This is a genomic window from Bartonella sp. AA83SXKL (assembly GCF_042196965.1).
Taxonomy (GTDB): Bacteria; Pseudomonadota; Alphaproteobacteria; order Rhizobiales; family Rhizobiaceae; genus Bartonella.
Window position 1 is genome coordinate 16,245 of sequence record NZ_JBHIRG010000002.1, and the last position, 17,901, is coordinate 34,145.

At 38.9% G+C, this 17,901-nt stretch carries 15 protein-coding genes; 3 read left to right on the forward strand and 12 right to left on the reverse strand.

Features of this window, described 5'->3' with window-relative positions; all coding sequences use genetic code 11:
* Positions 1–2: 2 nt before the first annotated feature.
* Genes trkA through ACFINO_RS01330 form a run of 3 tightly spaced genes read right to left on the reverse strand, consistent with a single transcriptional unit; the run spans position 3 to position 5,011 of the window.
* A complete protein-coding gene (trkA, locus tag ACFINO_RS01320; protein ID WP_375611279.1) occupies positions 3–1,379 on the reverse strand; it encodes a Trk system potassium transporter TrkA in 1,377 nt (458 codons plus the stop codon).
* A gap of 4 nt (positions 1,380–1,383) precedes the next feature.
* Complete coding sequence (locus ACFINO_RS01325; protein WP_375654893.1) at positions 1,384–2,742, reverse strand: sigma-54-dependent transcriptional regulator; 1,359 nt, start codon at positions 2,740–2,742, stop codon at positions 1,384–1,386.
* Position 2,743: 1 nt separating this feature from the next.
* A complete protein-coding gene (locus tag ACFINO_RS01330; RefSeq protein ID WP_375631782.1) occupies positions 2,744–5,011 on the reverse strand; it encodes an ATP-binding protein in 2,268 nt (755 codons plus the stop codon).
* A gap of 173 nt (positions 5,012–5,184) precedes the next feature.
* Between ACFINO_RS01330 and rirA the strand changes: the two genes are divergently transcribed.
* Genes rirA through ACFINO_RS01345 form a run of 3 tightly spaced genes read left to right on the forward strand, consistent with a single transcriptional unit; the run spans position 5,185 to position 7,326 of the window.
* On the forward strand, positions 5,185–5,628 hold the full coding sequence (gene rirA / locus ACFINO_RS01335) for an iron-responsive transcriptional regulator RirA (RefSeq protein WP_375654895.1): 444 nt from the start codon (positions 5,185–5,187) through the stop codon (positions 5,626–5,628).
* Positions 5,609–6,841, forward strand: coding sequence for a bifunctional 2-C-methyl-D-erythritol 4-phosphate cytidylyltransferase/2-C-methyl-D-erythritol 2,4-cyclodiphosphate synthase (locus ACFINO_RS01340; RefSeq protein WP_375654897.1), 1,233 nt, complete (start codon positions 5,609–5,611; stop codon positions 6,839–6,841). Before rirA ends, ACFINO_RS01340 begins: the two co-directional genes overlap by 20 nt.
* Complete coding sequence (locus ACFINO_RS01345) at positions 6,838–7,326, forward strand: CinA family protein (RefSeq protein ID WP_375654899.1); 489 nt, start codon at positions 6,838–6,840, stop codon at positions 7,324–7,326. Before ACFINO_RS01340 ends, ACFINO_RS01345 begins: the two co-directional genes overlap by 4 nt.
* A 600-nt stretch (positions 7,327–7,926) precedes the next feature.
* Here ACFINO_RS01345 and ACFINO_RS01350 read toward each other — a convergent pair.
* The 9 genes from ACFINO_RS01350 to eno all read right to left on the reverse strand — a co-directional run bounded on the left by ACFINO_RS01350 (position 7,927) and on the right by eno (position 17,850).
* Complete coding sequence (locus tag ACFINO_RS01350; RefSeq protein WP_273791149.1) at positions 7,927–8,388, reverse strand: type II toxin-antitoxin system RatA family toxin; 462 nt, start codon at positions 8,386–8,388, stop codon at positions 7,927–7,929.
* Between the two features lie 2 nt (positions 8,389–8,390).
* Positions 8,391–9,353 (reverse strand): lipoyl synthase, encoded by a 963-nt coding sequence (lipA, locus tag ACFINO_RS01355; protein WP_375611273.1) that lies wholly within the window; start codon positions 9,351–9,353, stop codon positions 8,391–8,393.
* A gap of 67 nt (positions 9,354–9,420) precedes the next feature.
* Positions 9,421–10,881 (reverse strand): dihydrolipoyl dehydrogenase, encoded by a 1,461-nt coding sequence (gene lpdA, locus ACFINO_RS01360; protein ID WP_375654901.1) that lies wholly within the window; start codon positions 10,879–10,881, stop codon positions 9,421–9,423.
* A 221-nt stretch (positions 10,882–11,102) separates the two neighbouring features.
* Positions 11,103–12,446, reverse strand: a complete 1,344-nt coding sequence (locus tag ACFINO_RS01365; protein WP_375654903.1) for a pyruvate dehydrogenase complex dihydrolipoamide acetyltransferase — start codon at positions 12,444–12,446, stop codon at positions 11,103–11,105.
* Between the two features lie 14 nt (positions 12,447–12,460).
* The gene (locus ACFINO_RS01370; RefSeq protein ID WP_375654905.1) at positions 12,461–13,828 is read right to left on the reverse strand and encodes a pyruvate dehydrogenase complex E1 component subunit beta; all 1,368 of its coding nucleotides are present in this window, start codon (positions 13,826–13,828) and stop codon (positions 12,461–12,463) included.
* 16 nt (positions 13,829–13,844) lie between these two features.
* Positions 13,845–14,885 carry a pyruvate dehydrogenase (acetyl-transferring) E1 component subunit alpha gene (pdhA, locus tag ACFINO_RS01375; protein ID WP_375654907.1) on the reverse strand — a complete coding sequence of 347 codons (1,041 nt, stop codon included), beginning with the start codon at positions 14,883–14,885 and terminating at the stop codon, positions 13,845–13,847.
* Positions 14,886–15,020: 135 nt separating this feature from the next.
* Positions 15,021–15,332 (reverse strand): septum formation initiator family protein, encoded by a 312-nt coding sequence (locus tag ACFINO_RS01380; RefSeq protein ID WP_375617692.1) that lies wholly within the window; start codon positions 15,330–15,332, stop codon positions 15,021–15,023.
* Between the two features lie 726 nt (positions 15,333–16,058).
* On the reverse strand, positions 16,059–16,466 hold the full coding sequence (locus ACFINO_RS01385) for a TM2 domain-containing protein (RefSeq protein WP_375617690.1): 408 nt from the start codon (positions 16,464–16,466) through the stop codon (positions 16,059–16,061).
* A 112-nt stretch (positions 16,467–16,578) separates the two neighbouring features.
* Positions 16,579–17,850 (reverse strand): phosphopyruvate hydratase, encoded by a 1,272-nt coding sequence (eno, locus tag ACFINO_RS01390; protein WP_375654909.1) that lies wholly within the window; start codon positions 17,848–17,850, stop codon positions 16,579–16,581.
* Between the last annotated feature and the right edge of the window lie 51 nt (positions 17,851–17,901).

The following is a 17,901-nucleotide window of genomic DNA, read 5'->3' on the forward strand; positions in this document are numbered from 1 at the left end:
TATCAAAAATATTCTAAACTTACGCGAAAGAGTTGTTCAACATCACGAACCCTATCAGCAAGAGCAAAAATCACTATTCTATCACCAGACAAAATGCGCGTATCTGCCGAAAGCTGTATTATTGTCTTATTGCGATAAATTGCACCAATTCTCAAACCATCTGATAAATTGAGCTCTGATAATGACTTACCAACCAATGAAGATGTTTGCATCACTTCAGCTTCAATAATTTCTGCTCGGCCATTAAAAACTGAATGAACAGAACGAATACGCCCACGGCGCATTTGTTGCAAAATTCTCGATATTGTAACACTATGGGGATTAAGATATGCATCCACACCAACAGCACGACTAAATTCTTGATAGGCAACATTATTAATCAATACCATATTGGCTTTGCAGCCCAATCTTTTAGCAATAATAGCGCTTAAGAGATTAACCTGATCTTGATTGGTCAATGTAATCATTAAATCGGACTGATCAATTCCCGCATCTTGAAGAATCACTGGATCTAACACGTTACCGTATAAAACTGTTGTTTTTTCAAGCTGATCAGCAATTGTGAGGGCTCTTTCTCTATGCGCTTCTATAATCTTCAATTTTAATTTATGGAAACGCTTTTCAATAGCCTGTGCAACATAAAGGCCAATGTGACCACCCCCTGCAATAATCATGCGGTGGGCATCTTGTTCTTTATGACCAAAAAGCCCAACAGCACGACGCATCTGTTCACGAGAAACAACAAGATAGGTTATATCACCAACGCGTAATTGCGTTTCTGAATGTGCAACCAATAATTCCGCGCCACGTTTAATAGCAGTAACCGTCGTATGAAGATCTGGAAAAAGCTCTGTTAATTGACGCAAAGGTGTATTAATAACTGGACAATCTTCCATGCATTCCAAAGCTAGTGCCACAATATCATCATTACAAAAATAAAGAACATCTATTGCACCAGGTAAAGCAATACGGCGCAAAACCATTTCCCCAACTTCAACTTCTGGCGAAATAACCACATCAATGGGAATATTCTCTCTGGAAAAAAGCGTCTTATAACGTGGTTCTAAATAAGATTGTGAGCGAATACGAGCAATTTTTGTGGGCACATTAAATAATGAATGTGCTACTTGGCAAGCTACCATATTAACTTCATCAAACAAAGTGACAGCAATCAACATATCAGCTTTGTCTGCATCTGCAGCCAAAAGAACTTCAGGCCGTGAACCGTGACCAACAAAACCTCTCACATCCAATGTATCGCGAATCTTTTCAATTAATCTCGTTTCAATATCAATAACAGTAACATCGTGATTTTCAGCAGCAAGACGCTCTGCTATCCCATAACCAACCTGTCCTGCTCCACAAATAATAATACGCATCGCTTTAAGAAACTCCAAGCGCTTTAAGTTTACGGTGCAAAGCTGAACGCTCCATGCCTATAAATTCAGCAGTACGTGATATATTTCCACCCAAACGCCCAATCTGCGCCACTAAATATCTCTTTTCAAATAATTCTCGAGCTTCACGTAACGGCAAATCCATTATACTTTCATCTGAATCCATTTGAAGACGTGGCAAAGAATCACTTACTTCACTGGGAAGAAAGTCCGCTGTTATAGGACCATCACCATCCCGCACAAGAATAAGAAGACGCTCAATATTATTACGTAATTGCCGCACATTACCCGGCCAAGCGTGCGTTTGCAAAATAGCAATCACATCATCACTGATTGCACGCGGTTTAATCCCAACCTGCTGTGATATTGTTTTTACAAAATGATGTACAAGTTCTGGAATATCTTCACGACGCGCTGAAAGGGGCGGAACAACAATAGGAACAACGGAAAGACGGTGAAAAAGATCCTCCCTAAAGCGCCCATCAGAAATGAGGTTTTCAAGATTTTGCGCTGTCGAAGAAATGATACGGACATCCACCTTAACACGTTTTGTGCCGCCAATTCTCTCAAATGTTTGTCCCGTTAAAACTCGAAGAATCTTTCCTTGAGTCTCACGCGGCATGTCAGCAATTTCATCAAGATATAAGATACCGCCATGAGCTTCCTCTAAGGCACCGATTTTACGCTCTCTTCCCTCCATTTCGCTGCCAAACAGCTCTATTTCCATTCTTTCTGGAGTAATCGTTGCAGCATTTATTGTAACAAATGGCCCATTCGAACGCGTTGAGAGCGCATGAATAGTTCGTGCAACAGTCTCTTTTCCTGCCCCTGAAGGACCTGTTATCATGATGCGACTATTGGTTGGTGCTACTTTTTCTATGATTTGACGCAAATTTTTTATAACTGTCGATTTTCCGAGCAACTCTAATGTCTCGTTCGAACGCTTTCGCAATTCTAAAAGCTCACGTTTTAAATTTGAATTTTCAAGTGTTCTCTCTGCAACCAATACAAGTCTATCAGCTTTAAAAGGTTTTTCAATGAAATCATATGCCCCTCGCTTTATAGCGGAAACAGCCGTCTCAATATTACCATGACCAGAGATCATAACGACCGGAAGAGTCGGATATTGTGTTTTAATTTCATCAAGCAGTGCTAAACCATCGAGACGACTACCCTGTAGCCAAATATCCAAAAAAATGAGCTTTGGAATACGCTCACTAATTTGAGCCAATGCTTCATCAGAGTTACAAGCAACACGCGTTTCATAACCTTCATCATCTAAAATACCAGCAACAAGCTCACGAATATCTGCTTCATCATCAACAATCAAGATATCTGATACCATACTATTCCCCTATCTTATGATTTATGGCTTGTATAATATTACCCTGCTTACCCCCATCCGCTGGAAATATCAAACGGATCATCGCACCACGACCTTCATAAAAACTCTCCGGTGCATCATGAAGCTCCATGAAACCACCGTGATCTTCAATAACTTTGCGCACAATAGCTAACCCCAGCCCTGTTCCTTTTTCCCGCGTTGTTATATAGGGTTCTAATAACTTTTGTCTTTGCTCTTTAGGAAGTCCTTTCCCGTTATCAACAACATCCACAACCACCCATTCTTCCTGACGATAAGAACGGATAAGAATATGACCGTGAATATTTTCCTCTCGCATAACTGAATCTATGGATTCGCTCGCGTTTTTGATAACATTGCAAAAAGCCTGTACAATGAGACGGTTATCAAATGCACCCATAAGTGGTAGAGTTCCTAAATCTTGCTCAAAATGAATATCATGTCGCGTCACTTCTATCAAGAAACATGCTTCGCGCAACAATTCTCGTATATCTAAAATATGCATTTTGGGTTTGGGCATACGTGCAAAAGAGGAAAACTCATCAACCATACGCCCAATATCTCCAACCTGCCGAATAATTGTGTCAATACACCGCTCAAAGACCTCTCTATCTTGTGTAATAGCTTTGTTATAACGTTTACGAATGCGTTCAGCGGATAATTGAATAGGTGTAAGAGGATTTTTAATTTCGTGTGCAATACGCCGCGCAATATCCGCCCACGCCGCTGTACGTTGCGCTGCAACAAGGTCTGTAATATCATCAATTGTTAGAACCCAAGATTGTCCCTGTCCATCATCCTCCTCCATCGTAACTTGGACATTACAGACACGCTCTTTTCCTGCAACATTTAAAGTGACCTGCTCACGATGGTTTTTACGATCCAATGAACGCACAAACTGAAAAACCTGCCAAATTTCAGCGCTTAAAGATAAAAGACTTTTTCCAACAACGTGCTCAGAGCGAATATCAAACATCGCTTCAATAGACCGATTGATAATGGTGATATCACCATTATCATCTATACCTGCTACTCCCGCTGTTACACCCGATAATACAGCTTCAGAAAAACGCCGTCTTTCATCAATTTGATCACGCACTGCAATCAATTCATTACGCCGACTTTTCAATTCACTGACCATGTAATTAAAAGTTTTGGATAATTGCCCAATATCTCCATCTTTTGCTCGTACTGGCACGAAAATTTCCATATTTCCAGAAGCAACATCATCGGCAGCACTAATGAGAAGACGAATAGGACGTACTAAGCGATCAGCAACAGCAATAGCAGCCCAAATGGCTGATAAGAATAAACTAAAAAAAAGACACAAATAAAGCATACCAAATGCAATCTGTGTCAGCAGGCGATTTTCATTTAAATCACGATAACGATCTGTATTAACTTCTGTCAAACGCAAAGCAGATAAAACACCTTTATCAACGTCACGCACCAAATATAAAAATGTGTTTGGAATATTGGTAAATTTTAAAATAATACCAAAATAATCATGAACGCCTGGTTGAAAAGAAAAAGGTCTCGCACTGGTTGCACGTTCAATAAGATGAGAAGGAGGAATTGGCAGTTTATCTTCATCACCAAGAGCACTCGATACAAAAATAGCTCCACTAGAACTTAACAAAAATGCACCACGCAAATTGCGTCCTAGAGCATGACGCGTCAATTGCATCCTATATTCAGCTGGATTACGTTCTAAGAGTTTTTTGTTATCAAGTGCAAATGCCATCGCGTAGGATAAATTTTTTAAATTTTGAAGCATTTCATCTGCATAAGCATTTGCTAAATCAATAGAAGAGCCCACAATTTGCCGCGTTGTTGTATCAAACCATCGATCAAGTCCCAAATTTAGTGCTGGACCCGATACAAGAGCTACAGCAACAGCTGGCATTGTCGCAACAAGTGCAAACAATGAAATAAGGCGCACATGAAGACGCGATCCTGCACGCCTTGAACGCCAAGCACGAATGATCGGTATCATCTCATAAAAAACGATGACAATAAGCCCTAAAACCCAAAAACTATTAATTCCTATAAGAATAAGGGTTACTGTTCTACTGGGAACAACAGGAGTTAATCCAATAAGAATAATAAATGAAACAGAGGCCGTAAGTAAAGCCAATACAATAATTGTAATCCCTAAAAAAATATATACCTTACTTAAACGATACAACTCATCGTTATAAGTATTTTTATCTATGTCTTGAAGATTCGTCACAGATGTTATATTCGTCATGAGCTTACATACCCTTATCCCATTATTCTCATATAACCTTTTGTAGCAAAAATTGACAATACTAATACTACATTTAAAATAGGGCAAATATAGTCAACGAGAAAAAACTTCTACATTTTGCAAAATATCTTTAAAATAGACTGTGTTCGACGATACTTTACGAAGGAAATGAGATGCGATTAACAAAACAAACAAATTATGCTCTTCGAATGCTCATGTATTGTGCAGATAATCAGGGAACTCTCAGTCGTGTTCCAGAAATTGCTAAAGCATATGCCGTTTCAGAGCTTTTTTTATTTAAAATCCTTCAGCTGCTTGTTCAAGCAGGTTTTATACAAACAGTGCGTGGACGCAATGGTGGAGTTAGATTGGCTAAACCCGCAGCAGAGATTTCAGTCGCGGATGTTGTGAAAGTAACAGAAGACAACTTTTCCCTCACAGAATGTTTCGATACTGCAGAACCAACTTGCCCCTTGTTTGATTTTTGTGGTTTAAATACCGCACTTCAAAAAGCATTAAATGCTTTTTTTGAGGTGTTATCCGTGATATCCCTTGCTGATCTACAACAACCATCCTTTCAAAATCATTTTAAAATTAATGACAAAAAAGCAAACTAAGATTATAACAAGGAGATTAAGTATTTCTATTGCAGCAATGATATTAGCCGCTGGACGGGGTGAAAGAGCAGGATCTCCCCATAAAATTCCAAAACAATATCGGCTTCTAGGACAAAAGCCAATTATTTATCATACCGTGCATTGTTTTTTGCAGCATCCAGCTATCACAACAATTATTCTTGTTATTCATCCAGAAGATCGTCAAATCTGTGAACAAGCTATTGACGATTTTAAAGAGCGCCTTATTATCGTTGAAGGAGGCAATACACGTCAAATCTCTACCTTATATGGACTTCAGGCACTCAAAAAATTTGACCCCCAATATGTGCATATTCATGATGGTGCACGCCCTTTTATCGAAAACAAGCTTCTTAATAACATTCACAACACTATCACGCCTCAAGAAGGTGTTCTTCCTGTTCTGCCCATCTCTGATACCCTTAAACGTATAAATAATCAGCATGTTTTAGAAACAATTCCCCGTACCCATCTTTATAGTGCACAAACTCCACAGTGTTTTCCCTTTGAACATATCTTAGTGGCCCATAAAAAAGCAAAACAAGCTTGCAAACAAGAATTCACTGACGATTCTGCAATTGCCGAATGGTTTGGAATTCCTATGCGTACCGTTCCTGGAGATCCTAACAACATAAAAATTACATGGCATGAAGATTTTAATACTGCACATTTATATCTCCAAAAGAAAATGCAAATATTTCCTGATATTCGCACCGGCAATGGTTATGATGTTCACTCTTTTGAGGATGGTGATTTTCTTATATTATGTGGTATAAAAATCCCTTTTCATAAAAAATTAAATGGACACTCCGATGCGGATGTTGCTCTTCATGCATTAACAGATGCCCTTCTTGCAACTCAAGGTGCTGGAGATATCGGTACACATTTTCCTCCCTCTGATCCTCAATGGAAAAATGTATCATCAGAAATTTTTCTCCGTCATGCTCTTGATATTATAAAACAAGCAGGTGGTCGTATCGCCAATGTTGATATCACAATTATCGCTGAAAATCCTAAAATTGGTCCCTATCGTCATGCCATGACAGAAAACCTTATGACAATACTTGCAATGACACCTGATCGAATCTCTATCAAAGCAACAACAAATGAACGGCTTGGATTTATTGGTCGTGGTGAGGGAATTGCTGCTCTTGCAACAGCGAGCGTCCTTTATTCAGGAGAAATTCCCCAATGACATATCTTTGTGAAAAACAAGCACATGAAGTCCTTAATACCTTTCGCCAAAAAGGTTTGCTGTTAACAACTGTAGAGTCTTGTACAGGAGGACTCATTGCTGCAAGCCTCACAAATATTGCAGGATCGTCAGATGTTCTCGATTGTGGATTTGTTGTTTATTCAAATGAATCTAAAACACGCCTTGTTGGCGTTTGTGCTGAACTTATAAAAACCTATGGTGCCGTTTCAAAAGAAGTTTCTCTTGCAATGGCTGAGGGTGGATTAAAACATTCACAAGCTGACATTGCAGTTTCTGTAACAGGAATTGCTGGTCCAGGAGGTGCAAGTCTTGATAAACCTGTAGGACTTGTGCATTGCGCAGTAGCTTATAAAAACCACTCCCCCCTGCACAAAGAAATGCACTTTGCTCATCTTAATCGCAATGCTATCCGCCATGCAACTGTTGAAAATGCTTTTAAAATGATTCTGGAATTGCTTCACTGAATTCCCCATACTAATTTTAAAATTCTTTATTCCCCATCGAGTCTATAATCGTCAACATCTTGAAAAATTTTTATTGTATCACAACTTGAAAATGAACGATCTGAATAGCGTAAAGTTATCTCACTTCAGTCCTGTGTAGGTTGAATTAATCAAATTTATTCACTTACACGCCACAAGAGAAAAAACTGTATAAATAAAATGATTAAAGAAAGAGACACTTGTACTTCTCTCAAGTGCTAAGAGCTGGCGCGCAACATCTTGAGAGATGGCAAATAAATGATGCAGGAGGACTTCTTCATAAGTGTACAGATGTAGATTTTATATACTTTTACGAGAATATATACTATTTATTATGAGCACTATTATGAAATGGGTATGACGCAAGCATGTTCTATTTGGGCGCTCTGTTTAACGGATGTGAATCTATTAAAAAAGAGTGAAACAAAAGCATGAAGCTGTGCATCATCTTCATCATTTAAAATGATGTTCCTTCAATATGCTTTTGAAAGCTGAATTTAAAACAAATAGTAAAGATGGAAACCGGTTTTCACCTTCACGCTGTTATAAGCAATACGTATTGTTAAAAAATAACAGAATAGACTATGTTACCGTAGAGCCATAAATCTGATGCGCACGCTTCTCAAAAGCCTCGGTAAATTTACGAAACGCAATATCAAACATTGAGCCCATCACTAATCCAAGCGTTTTACTTTTAAATTCATAATCAATAAAAAACTCTACATTACATGCATTGGTATTTTCAATATCATGAAAGGCCCAACGATTTTCAAGATATTTGAATGGACCATCAATATATTTAACTTCTATAAGACTTTTTTCCGGCTGAAGAAATACTTGAGTCGTAAAAGTTTCACGAATAATCTTATAGCCAACGGTCATATCCGCAAGAAGCAATATTTTTTTTCCATATTCTTTTCGAGAACGTATTATTAAAGACTCACACATTGGTAAAAATTCAGGATAACGCTCAATATCTGAAACCAGATCAAACATTTCACTGGCACTATGGGTGATCTGCCGATGTATTGTAAAAATCGGCATAATTATCTCTGTAAGGAAAATTTTTCATCACGCGCTTTTTGCAAAATGGCAAAATCATCTCCAGCATGATGAGATGAACGCGTTAGAGGATTGGAGGCCATATGTAAAAATCCTTTTACTTTACCAATCTTGGCAAAAGACTCAAATTCTTCAGGAGGCACAAAACGAACAACTGGATGATGTTTTCGTGTAGGCTGCAAATATTGTCCAATTGTCATAAAGTCAACATCAGCAGCGCGCAAATCATCCATCAATTGCAAAACTTCATTTCGCTCCTCCCCAAGGCCAACCATAATTCCCGATTTTGTAAAAATTGTTGGATCAAGTTCTTTAACACGTTGTAATAAACGAATTGAATGAAAATAACGTGCCCCTGGACGGACCTTCAAATATTTAGAAGGAACTGTTTCTAAGTTATGATTAAAAACATCAGGCTTAGCAGCAACAACAACTTCTAAAGCGCCATCCTTATGACGAAAATCAGGTGTAAGAACTTCAATTGTTGTTTTAGGAGTTTTTTGACGAATCGCATAAATAACTTTTGCAAAATGCTCAGCACCACCATCAGCAAGATCATCACGATCAACAGATGTAATGACAACATGTTTTAATTCCATCCGTGCAACAGCATCAGCGACACGTTCTGGCTCATTATCATCAACGGCAAGTGGAATACCTGTTGCAACGTTACAAAAAGCACAAGCACGCGTACATATTTCACCTAAAATCATAAAGCTAGCATGCCTCTGGCTCCAACATTCGCCAATATTAGGACAACCAGCTTCTTCACATACAGTCACTAACTTATGCGTACGTACAATACCATGTGTTTCCTTATAAATTGGTGATGTTGGCGCTTTTACACGAATCCAATCTGGCTTTTTTTGAACGCTTGTATCAGGACGATGTGCCTTTTCAGGATGACGCAATCGTCTATTTGCAACTCTATCAACAACCGTAACCATTTAAGCCTTTGCCTTATAAATACGAAGTAACAATCAAAAATATAAAATTTTTCATACAATCCAGTCATCAAGCGTTTAAAACTTGACCATAAGCATCTAATACACTTTCTTTCATCATTTCCGATAAGGTCGGATGTGGAAAGATAGTATGCATTAATTCTTCTTCTGTTGTTTCAAGATTCATAGCAATAACAAAACCCTGTATCAATTCTGTTACCTCAGCCCCTACCATATGGGCCCCGAGAAGCTGTCCTGTTTTTTTATCAAAAATCGTTTTTACTAACCCCTGATCTTCACCCAAAGCAATCGCCTTACCATTCGCAGCAAAAGAATAACGACCAATACGTATATCATAACCTGCTTCTTTTGCTGCCGCTTCTGAAAGCCCTACAGAGGCAACCTGTGGTGTACAATATGTACACCCTGGAATTTTTCTTTTATCAAGTGGATGAGCGCTTTTCAAACCTGCAAGATGCTCAATACATATCACACCTTCTTCTTCTGCTTTATGGGCCAACATAGGAGGGCCTGCTACATCACCAATAGCATAAATACCTTCCACCCCCGTCCAACTCCATTCATCAGTTACAATGCAGCCGCGATCGGTTTTTATTCCCAAAGCTTCTAAACCAAGATTCTCAATATTACCTTGCACCCCAACAGCGGAAATCAACCGGTCAACAGTCATTGACTCTATTTTACCTTGAACATCAATATGTACACTTACAGAATCGGAAGATTTTTCAACCTTTGTTACTTTTGCTTGACGAAGAATGCGTAAACCTTTTTTCTCTAACTGTTTACGAGCAAACGTTGAAATTTCAATATCTTCAGCAGGCATGATATGGGGCATCATTTCAACAACAGTTACTGTCGCCCCCATATCATGATAAAAAGAAGCAAATTCAATGCCAATAGCCCCAGACCCTATAACCAAAAGCGATTTTGGCATTGCTGGCGGTATCATAGCTTCAAAATAAGTCCAAATGAGTTTTCCATCTGGCTCAATACCAGGAAGGACACGAGGACGTGCGCCCGTTGCAATAATGATATGCTTTGCTTGATAAGTTCCCTCCCCTAACGTCCCTTTAGGGACTGGATTTTGCGGTTGCATAATCGGTTTGGAGGATGAAGAAACCATAATTTCCGCAGGAAGGCTTCCCTTTGCTTCTTTAGTAAGCTTTGCTTCACCCCAGATAATATCAATTTTGTTTTTTTTCATTAAAAAACCAACACCAGCATTTAAACGTGCTGAAACACCGCGTGAACGTGCCACAACATCTTTGATGTTTGCCTCAATTGAACCATTAATTTTTAGTCCATAATTTTTCGCATGTTCAGCAAAATGTTTCATTTCCGCTGAACGTAGAAGGGACTTTGTGGGAATACATCCCCAATTTAAACAGATTCCTCCCAAATGTTCACGTTCAACAATCGCAGTCTTAAAGCCACATTGTGCTGCACGAATTGCGGTTACATATCCGCCTGGACCTGATCCAATCACAATTACATCATAAAGATTTGCCACAGTAATTCCTCCATGGATATATATAAAATGGATATGCATTTTTTGAACTTAAGACTGAAAATGAACATAACAGAATTATCTTATGTCTTTTGCTTTAAACTTCACGCAAATGCTTTATCCAAACCAGAAATAGCAATAACATTGCTCTTTAAACTCTTTAAATTTGTTTCTATTCTCTTAACACGCTTTCTCACAATTTACGTGAAGAACTGTTAAACAGTTCAAACCAACATTGCTAATGGATTTTCAATCATCTTCTTAAAAGTCCGCGCAAGCTCTGCTGCTAAAGCACCATCGACAGCACGATGATCCGCAGAAAGCGTAACTGATATAACTGTCGCAACAACTAATGCACCATTTTTAACAACGGCGCGTTGCTCCCCTGCACCAATCGCAAAAATCGTCGCATGCGGTGGATTAAGAATAGCCGAAAAACTTTTTATACCATACATCCCCATATTTGATACAGCTGTTGTTCCACCCTGATATTCTTCCATTTTTAACTTGCCCTCGCGCGCACGCTTTGCAAAATCCTTCATCTCTTTGGAAATAAGTGATAACGGCTTTTCCTCTGCATGGCGAATAATCGGTGTAATTAATCCATTGGGAATAGAAACAGCAACCCCAACATCACAATGTTTATGATGAAGCATCCCGCCTTCAAGCCAAGAAACATTCGCATCAGGAACCGCTTTCAAAGAAAGTGCGACAGCTTTGATCACCATATCATTAACAGAAAGCTTATAAGTAGGCTGAGTTTCTTCCTGCCCCTTAACCATTGGAGCAGCAGCATTTAGTTGTGTACGCAGTGCTAATAGCGCATCAAGTTCACAATCTACCGTTACATAGAAATGTGGGACTCTCTGTTTTGATTCTACCAAACGTGTCGCGATTGTTTTACGCATATTATTATGGGGAGCGAAGCTATATTCATCCTCTTTGAAGAGTTTCAATATCTGTTTGTCCGAAGCACCTGTAGCTATTAGCTCCCCTATCGGTGAGGAATAAGACACTTTAGACATATCGCTGCTCACAGCTTTTTCTACATCGCGCTTAATAATACGCCCATGCGGACCACTTCCAGAAATAAGGGATAAATCAAGACCTGCCTGAGATGCTAATCGCCGCGCTAAGGGAGAGGCAAAAAGACGAGCTTCCTTTTTATCTTGCTGTATTAATTGCCCAGTTGATGATTCATGAGACATTTTTATTCCCTTTGAGTCCGTCTGTTTCAGAGAATCTGTCTGTTTGATGCCCTCTGGTTTTTGTCTTGTAGAAGAAGAGATTTCTTCTGTAACTTTTGCAGCTTCAGCTAAATCTTCACCTTCTTCTGCTAAAACAACAATTAAAGCATTTACTTTAACGCCTTGTGTTCCAGCAGGAACAACAATTTTAGCAACCCTACCTTCATCAACGGCTTCGACTTCCATTGTCGCTTTATCCGTCTCAATCTCAGCAATAACATCACCAGAGGAAACCTTATCTCCCTCCTTAATATTCCATTTTGTTAAATTTCCCTCTTCCATCGTAGGGGAAAGCGCTGGCATTGTAATTTTAATGGGCATTATGCTTTCCTCCGTTATGCTCTGTATGTCACAGCCTTAACGGCCTCAATAATTTCAGCAGTATTAGGCAAAGCCAACTTCTCAAGATTAGCGGCATAAGGCATCGGAACATCTTTGCCAGAAATCGTAGCAATTGGCGCATCAAGATAGTCAAAAGCCTGCTGCATAACACGCGTTGCTATTTCAGTTCCCACAGATGACTGAGGAAATCCCTCTTCAATTGTAACCAAACGACCTGTTTTTTTAACTGACGAAAGAATTGTTGGAAGATCCATCGGGCGAATGGTCCGTAAATCAATTAATTCAACATCGATACCAAGTTTTTCAATTTCAGATAAAGCTTCAACCGCGTAATGCATTCCAATCCCACATGCAACAATCGTCACATCTTGTCCAGACTTATGAATACGTGCCTTACCAATAGGCAAAAGAAAATCATCCAGTTGAGGAACATCAAATTGATGCCCATACAAAATCTCATTTTCAAGGAAAATAACAGGATTATCATCACGAATAGCAGCTTTCAGCAAACCTTTTGCATCTGCAGCACTATAAGGCATGACAACTTTCAGACCTGGTACATGACTATACCATGCAGCATAACATTGAGAATGTTGAGCACCAACACGGGCAGCCGCGCCATTGGGACCTCGGAAAACCATAGGAGCGGTCATTTGTCCACCAGACATATAACGTGTTTTGGCTGCTGAGTTAATAATTTGGTCCATCGCCTGCATCGCAAAATTAAATGTCATAAACTCAACAATGGGACGTAACCCACCAAAAGCAGCCCCAACAGCCAGCCCAGCAAAGCCGTGCTCTGTAATTGGGGTATCAATAACTCGGCGTTCTCCGAATTCTTCCAACAAACCTTGACTAACCTTATAGGCACCTTGATATTGCGCGACCTCTTCCCCCATGAGAAAAACTTTTTCATCACGCCGCATTTCCTCAGCCAAAGCCTGATTAAGCGCTTCACGTACTGTCATCGTAACCATTTGGGTTCCCGCTGGAATATCAAAATCAGGAGATGTATCAAAAGTAGGAGCAGCCTGCGGAACTGACGAAGGTAGAGAAAGAGGAAATTCCTTAGGTTTTTGTGCTGTATCGGTAGGTTGCAAAATATCCTCAACACGCTCACCTTCTTCTAACAAAACCGCAATAACAGTGTTAACCTTTACACCTTCAGACCCTTCAGGAATAAAAATTTTACCAAGAGTACCTTCATCAACAGCCTCTACTTCCATTGTAGCCTTATCCGTCTCAATTTCAGCAATAACATCGCCAGAGCTAACCTTATCACCTTCTTTCTTGAGCCATTTAGACAGTTTACCTTCTTCCATAGTTGGTGAAAGCGCCGGCATCAAAATATCAATAGACATACTTGCTTCCCTCGCATCAAACTAAAATATCAGTATAGAGCTCAGAAGCATCTGGCTCTTGATCACTTTGTGCAAAATCTGCCGCATCAGCAACAATTGCACGGACCTCTTTCTCAATAGATTTTAAATCGTCCTCGCTCGCCCAATTTTTTTTAAGAATCCGACTTTTTACTTGATCAATCGGATCGTGCTCCTCTTTTATTTTTTGGACTTCTTCCTTTGAACGATATTTCGCTGGGTCAGACATGGAATGACCACGATAGCGATAGGTCTGCATATCAAGAATGATCGGTCCTTTACCTGAACGTGCCCAAGAAATTGCTTCATCAGCAGCTCCTTTTACGGATCGAACATCCATACCATCAACAACAATACCTGGAATTTCAAAAGAAAGACCACGTCGGGAAAAATCAGTTTCTGCAGATGCACGTGAAACTGACGTTCCCATAGCATACTGATTGTTTTCAATAATATAAACAACGGGAAGCTTCCAAAGTGAAGCCATATTAAAACTCTCGTAAACCTGCCCCTGATTTGCAGCACCATCACCAAAATAAACCAATGTCACATTATCTTTACCAAGGTACTGATTCGAAAATGCCAAACCTGAACCAATGGGAACCTGCGCACCAACAATACCATGTCCCCCATAAAAGTTCTTTTCTTTAGAGAACATATGCATCGAGCCACCTTTCCCTTTAGAAAAGCCCCCTTGACGTCCCGTTAATTCTGCCATAACACCACGCGGACTCATCCCAACCGCTAACATATGTCCATGATCACGGTAAGACGTAATAACCTGATCACCTTCTTTTGCCGCTTTCAATGTTCCTATAACAACGGCTTCCTGACCAATATAAAGGTGACAAAATCCCCCTATAAGCCCCATACCATAAAGTTGTCCTGCTTTTTCTTCAAAACGGCGAATTAAAAGCATTTCACGATAAGCATCAATTTCTTCTTCTTTTGTAAAATCTGCTATTGGTGCTTTCTTTGTGGTGCTTGATAATGCAGTGCGCGCCGCCGACGCAGAATTTTTTTTAAGTCGTTCTGCCATATTAAACTCCCTTTTATGATTATTTAGGAATAACCTTTACGAACAAAAGTTACAAGCCTTATCAATCGGCTTAAACAATATCATTGCTGATTGTTGTTTAAATTAAGCGATTTTTCATTTACCTTTAGTATCATTTCAAGGTATTAAGATTGTCAGTTCATTTGACTTAGAGAAGTTCAAGTTCTTTCGGACATACTCATCCAACATATCTTTTTCTATATGCCCGTTGCGTAAAAGAGAAATACGCTTTTCCATGAATATCCGCTCAGCTTCTATTTTATGAAGCTCCTTTTCTAATTCGCTAATATGCTGATTAACTTCACTGCGTGAATACAATCCATACTCACCATGATAAATGTGATAACTGAAATAGCTTAAGACTCCCACCGTCATAAGAGGTAGTACAAAGCGTACTTTGATTGATCGACGTTTCTGCTTTGTCCACATAAAATAGCACAGTCTTTACAGCACAAATTTCTTAATATTTTGCCCAACTATGCATGATTTTGATTAATACCTCATTACCAAATCTACACTAAATAATTTGTTATTTTCAATTTATCCCCCTTAATACAATCAAAGTAAGCTGAATGACCTACTTTTTATATTATAAATATTGGATATCCTCTAATTTGTAGCTTTTTCCTAAAATTTCCTATTAAAATAAAGATAAAATCAACGGTATCCCCTATGCTTGGTGGTTTTTTCCTAACCAATTCCAATCCTCAAATTGATAACGCTTATCATCACCTCCCAAAACGAGATAACCCCCTTGATTTTGAACCATAATTTCACCCTTCATCCTTACCCACGCTCCTTATGTGTTATTCATAAAGAGATTATTTTTAATTTGATAATATGCGGATTAACCTCACGGTGTAAATACAATTTATAGCAGCCGTAATAAACGTGAAATTAGGATAGTTTGGAGCCTCCAATAATCTAATGCTATCCACTGCCATAAGCAGAAAAACAATGCACGCCTTAATTAATTTGCGTCTTTGCTTTACCCGTATAAAATAGCATTGTCTTTTTCAATACTTTTACTTAGCTGTACATGTTTTTTAATATCTCATATTAAATAAATATAGTACAATAATTTTGCATGATGCAACTTAATTATTTATAAAAATAAAAAGCGAACTGAATTACTTTCTCTTTATTATAAAATTTTTAAAAATCTGTAATCTGATTCCCATCTTTATCCGTAAATCTTCCTCCAAGAATGACTATAAAATCAACAACTGCCCAAATTCCGGTAATTATCAATCCAAACAATGATAAAGATAGAACCAGCATTAAAGCACCAGTCCTAACTTTACCAACCATAAAACGATGGACACCAAAGATACCTGCACACCAACAAAGGAGTGCGAACATTATCTTTGAGTTCTCTGTACCTGGTCTCAACAATGGAAAAACAGAACTAACCACACCGCCTTCATAGACAAAATCAATAGTATCACCAATCCTTGGTGGTTTCTTTCCCAACCAATCCCAAGTCGCAAACTGATAACGCTTACCGTCATCACCCGAAACGAGATACATTCCTTGATCTTGAGTAATAATCACACCTCTCATCTTAATCCCTATAAATTTAAATACCTATAAAATTACTATGCATATGCCTTTGATAAGAAATCTCAATTTCATAATCTAAATGATCTTATACTTTCATATTTTTTGCTCACAACTATACACGATATAAATCACCAGCATAATGCGCTTGGGCTCCTAGCATTTCTTCAATACGGATAAGTTGATTGTATTTTGCTAATCTATCCGAACGTGCAAGAGAACCTGTTTTAATTTGTCCACAATTCGTTGCAACAGCAAGATCTGCAATGAAAGAATCCTCTGTCTCGCCGGAACGATGAGATATAATGGCACGATAACCTGCTTTATGTGCTACTTCTACAGCATCAAGTGTTTCACTCAATGTACCGATTTGATTAACTTTTATGAGAATAGAATTGCCTACCCCCATTTTGATACCATCACGCAAACGTGCTGAATTTGTTACAAACAAATCATCGCCAACAAGCTGACATTTTTCTCCAATTGTGTCAGTAAGTAGCTTCCAACCTTCCCAATCATCCTCTGCCATTCCATCTTCAATTGTAATAATAGGATAATTTTTCACAAGCTGCGCTAAATAATTTACCTGCTCTTGGGTGTCACGGCATTTCCCCTCACCTTTATAAAAATACGAACCATTTTTATAAAATTCGGTTGAAGCACAGTCTAAACCAATGGCAATTTGTTCACCTGGTTTATAGCCACATATCATGATAGATTCCATAATAAAATCAATTGCTTGATCAGCACTTTTAAATTGAGGTGCAAAACCACCTTCATCACCAACATTGGTATTATAACCCGCATCTTTTAAACGCTTTTTCAATGCATGGAAAATCTCAGCGCCATAACGGATCGCTTCTCTTATAGTAGGAGCTCCTATAGGAATAATCATAAACTCTTGAAAATCAATCAAATTATCAGCATGAACGCCACCATTAATAATATTCATCATGGGGGTTGGAAGAATATGCGCTTGTGTACCACCAATATAACGATACAAAGGTAAATTTAATGAATCCGCAGCTGCTTTTGCAACAGCTAATGAAACACCAAGAAGTGCATTGGCACCAAGACGGGCTTTGTTTGGCGTTCCATCCAAAGCAATCATTGCTTGATCAATAGCAATTTGATTTGTTGCATCCCGCCCACCAAGTTCTTCAAGAATTTCGCCATTAACTGCAGCAACCGCTTTTTCAACACCTTTCCCTTGATAGCGCAAACCACCATCACGAAGCTCTATAGCCTCGTATGCTCCTGTTGAAGCTCCCGAAGGAACCAGAGCGCGACCAAAAGCTCCATTCTCCAAATGAACATCAACTTCTACCGTTGGATTACCACGGCTATCAAGAACTTCACGCCCAATGATATCGACAATTATAGTCATATGTGTTTCCTTATCCAATAAAAGTCTCGATTCATTTATAATGCCCTATTA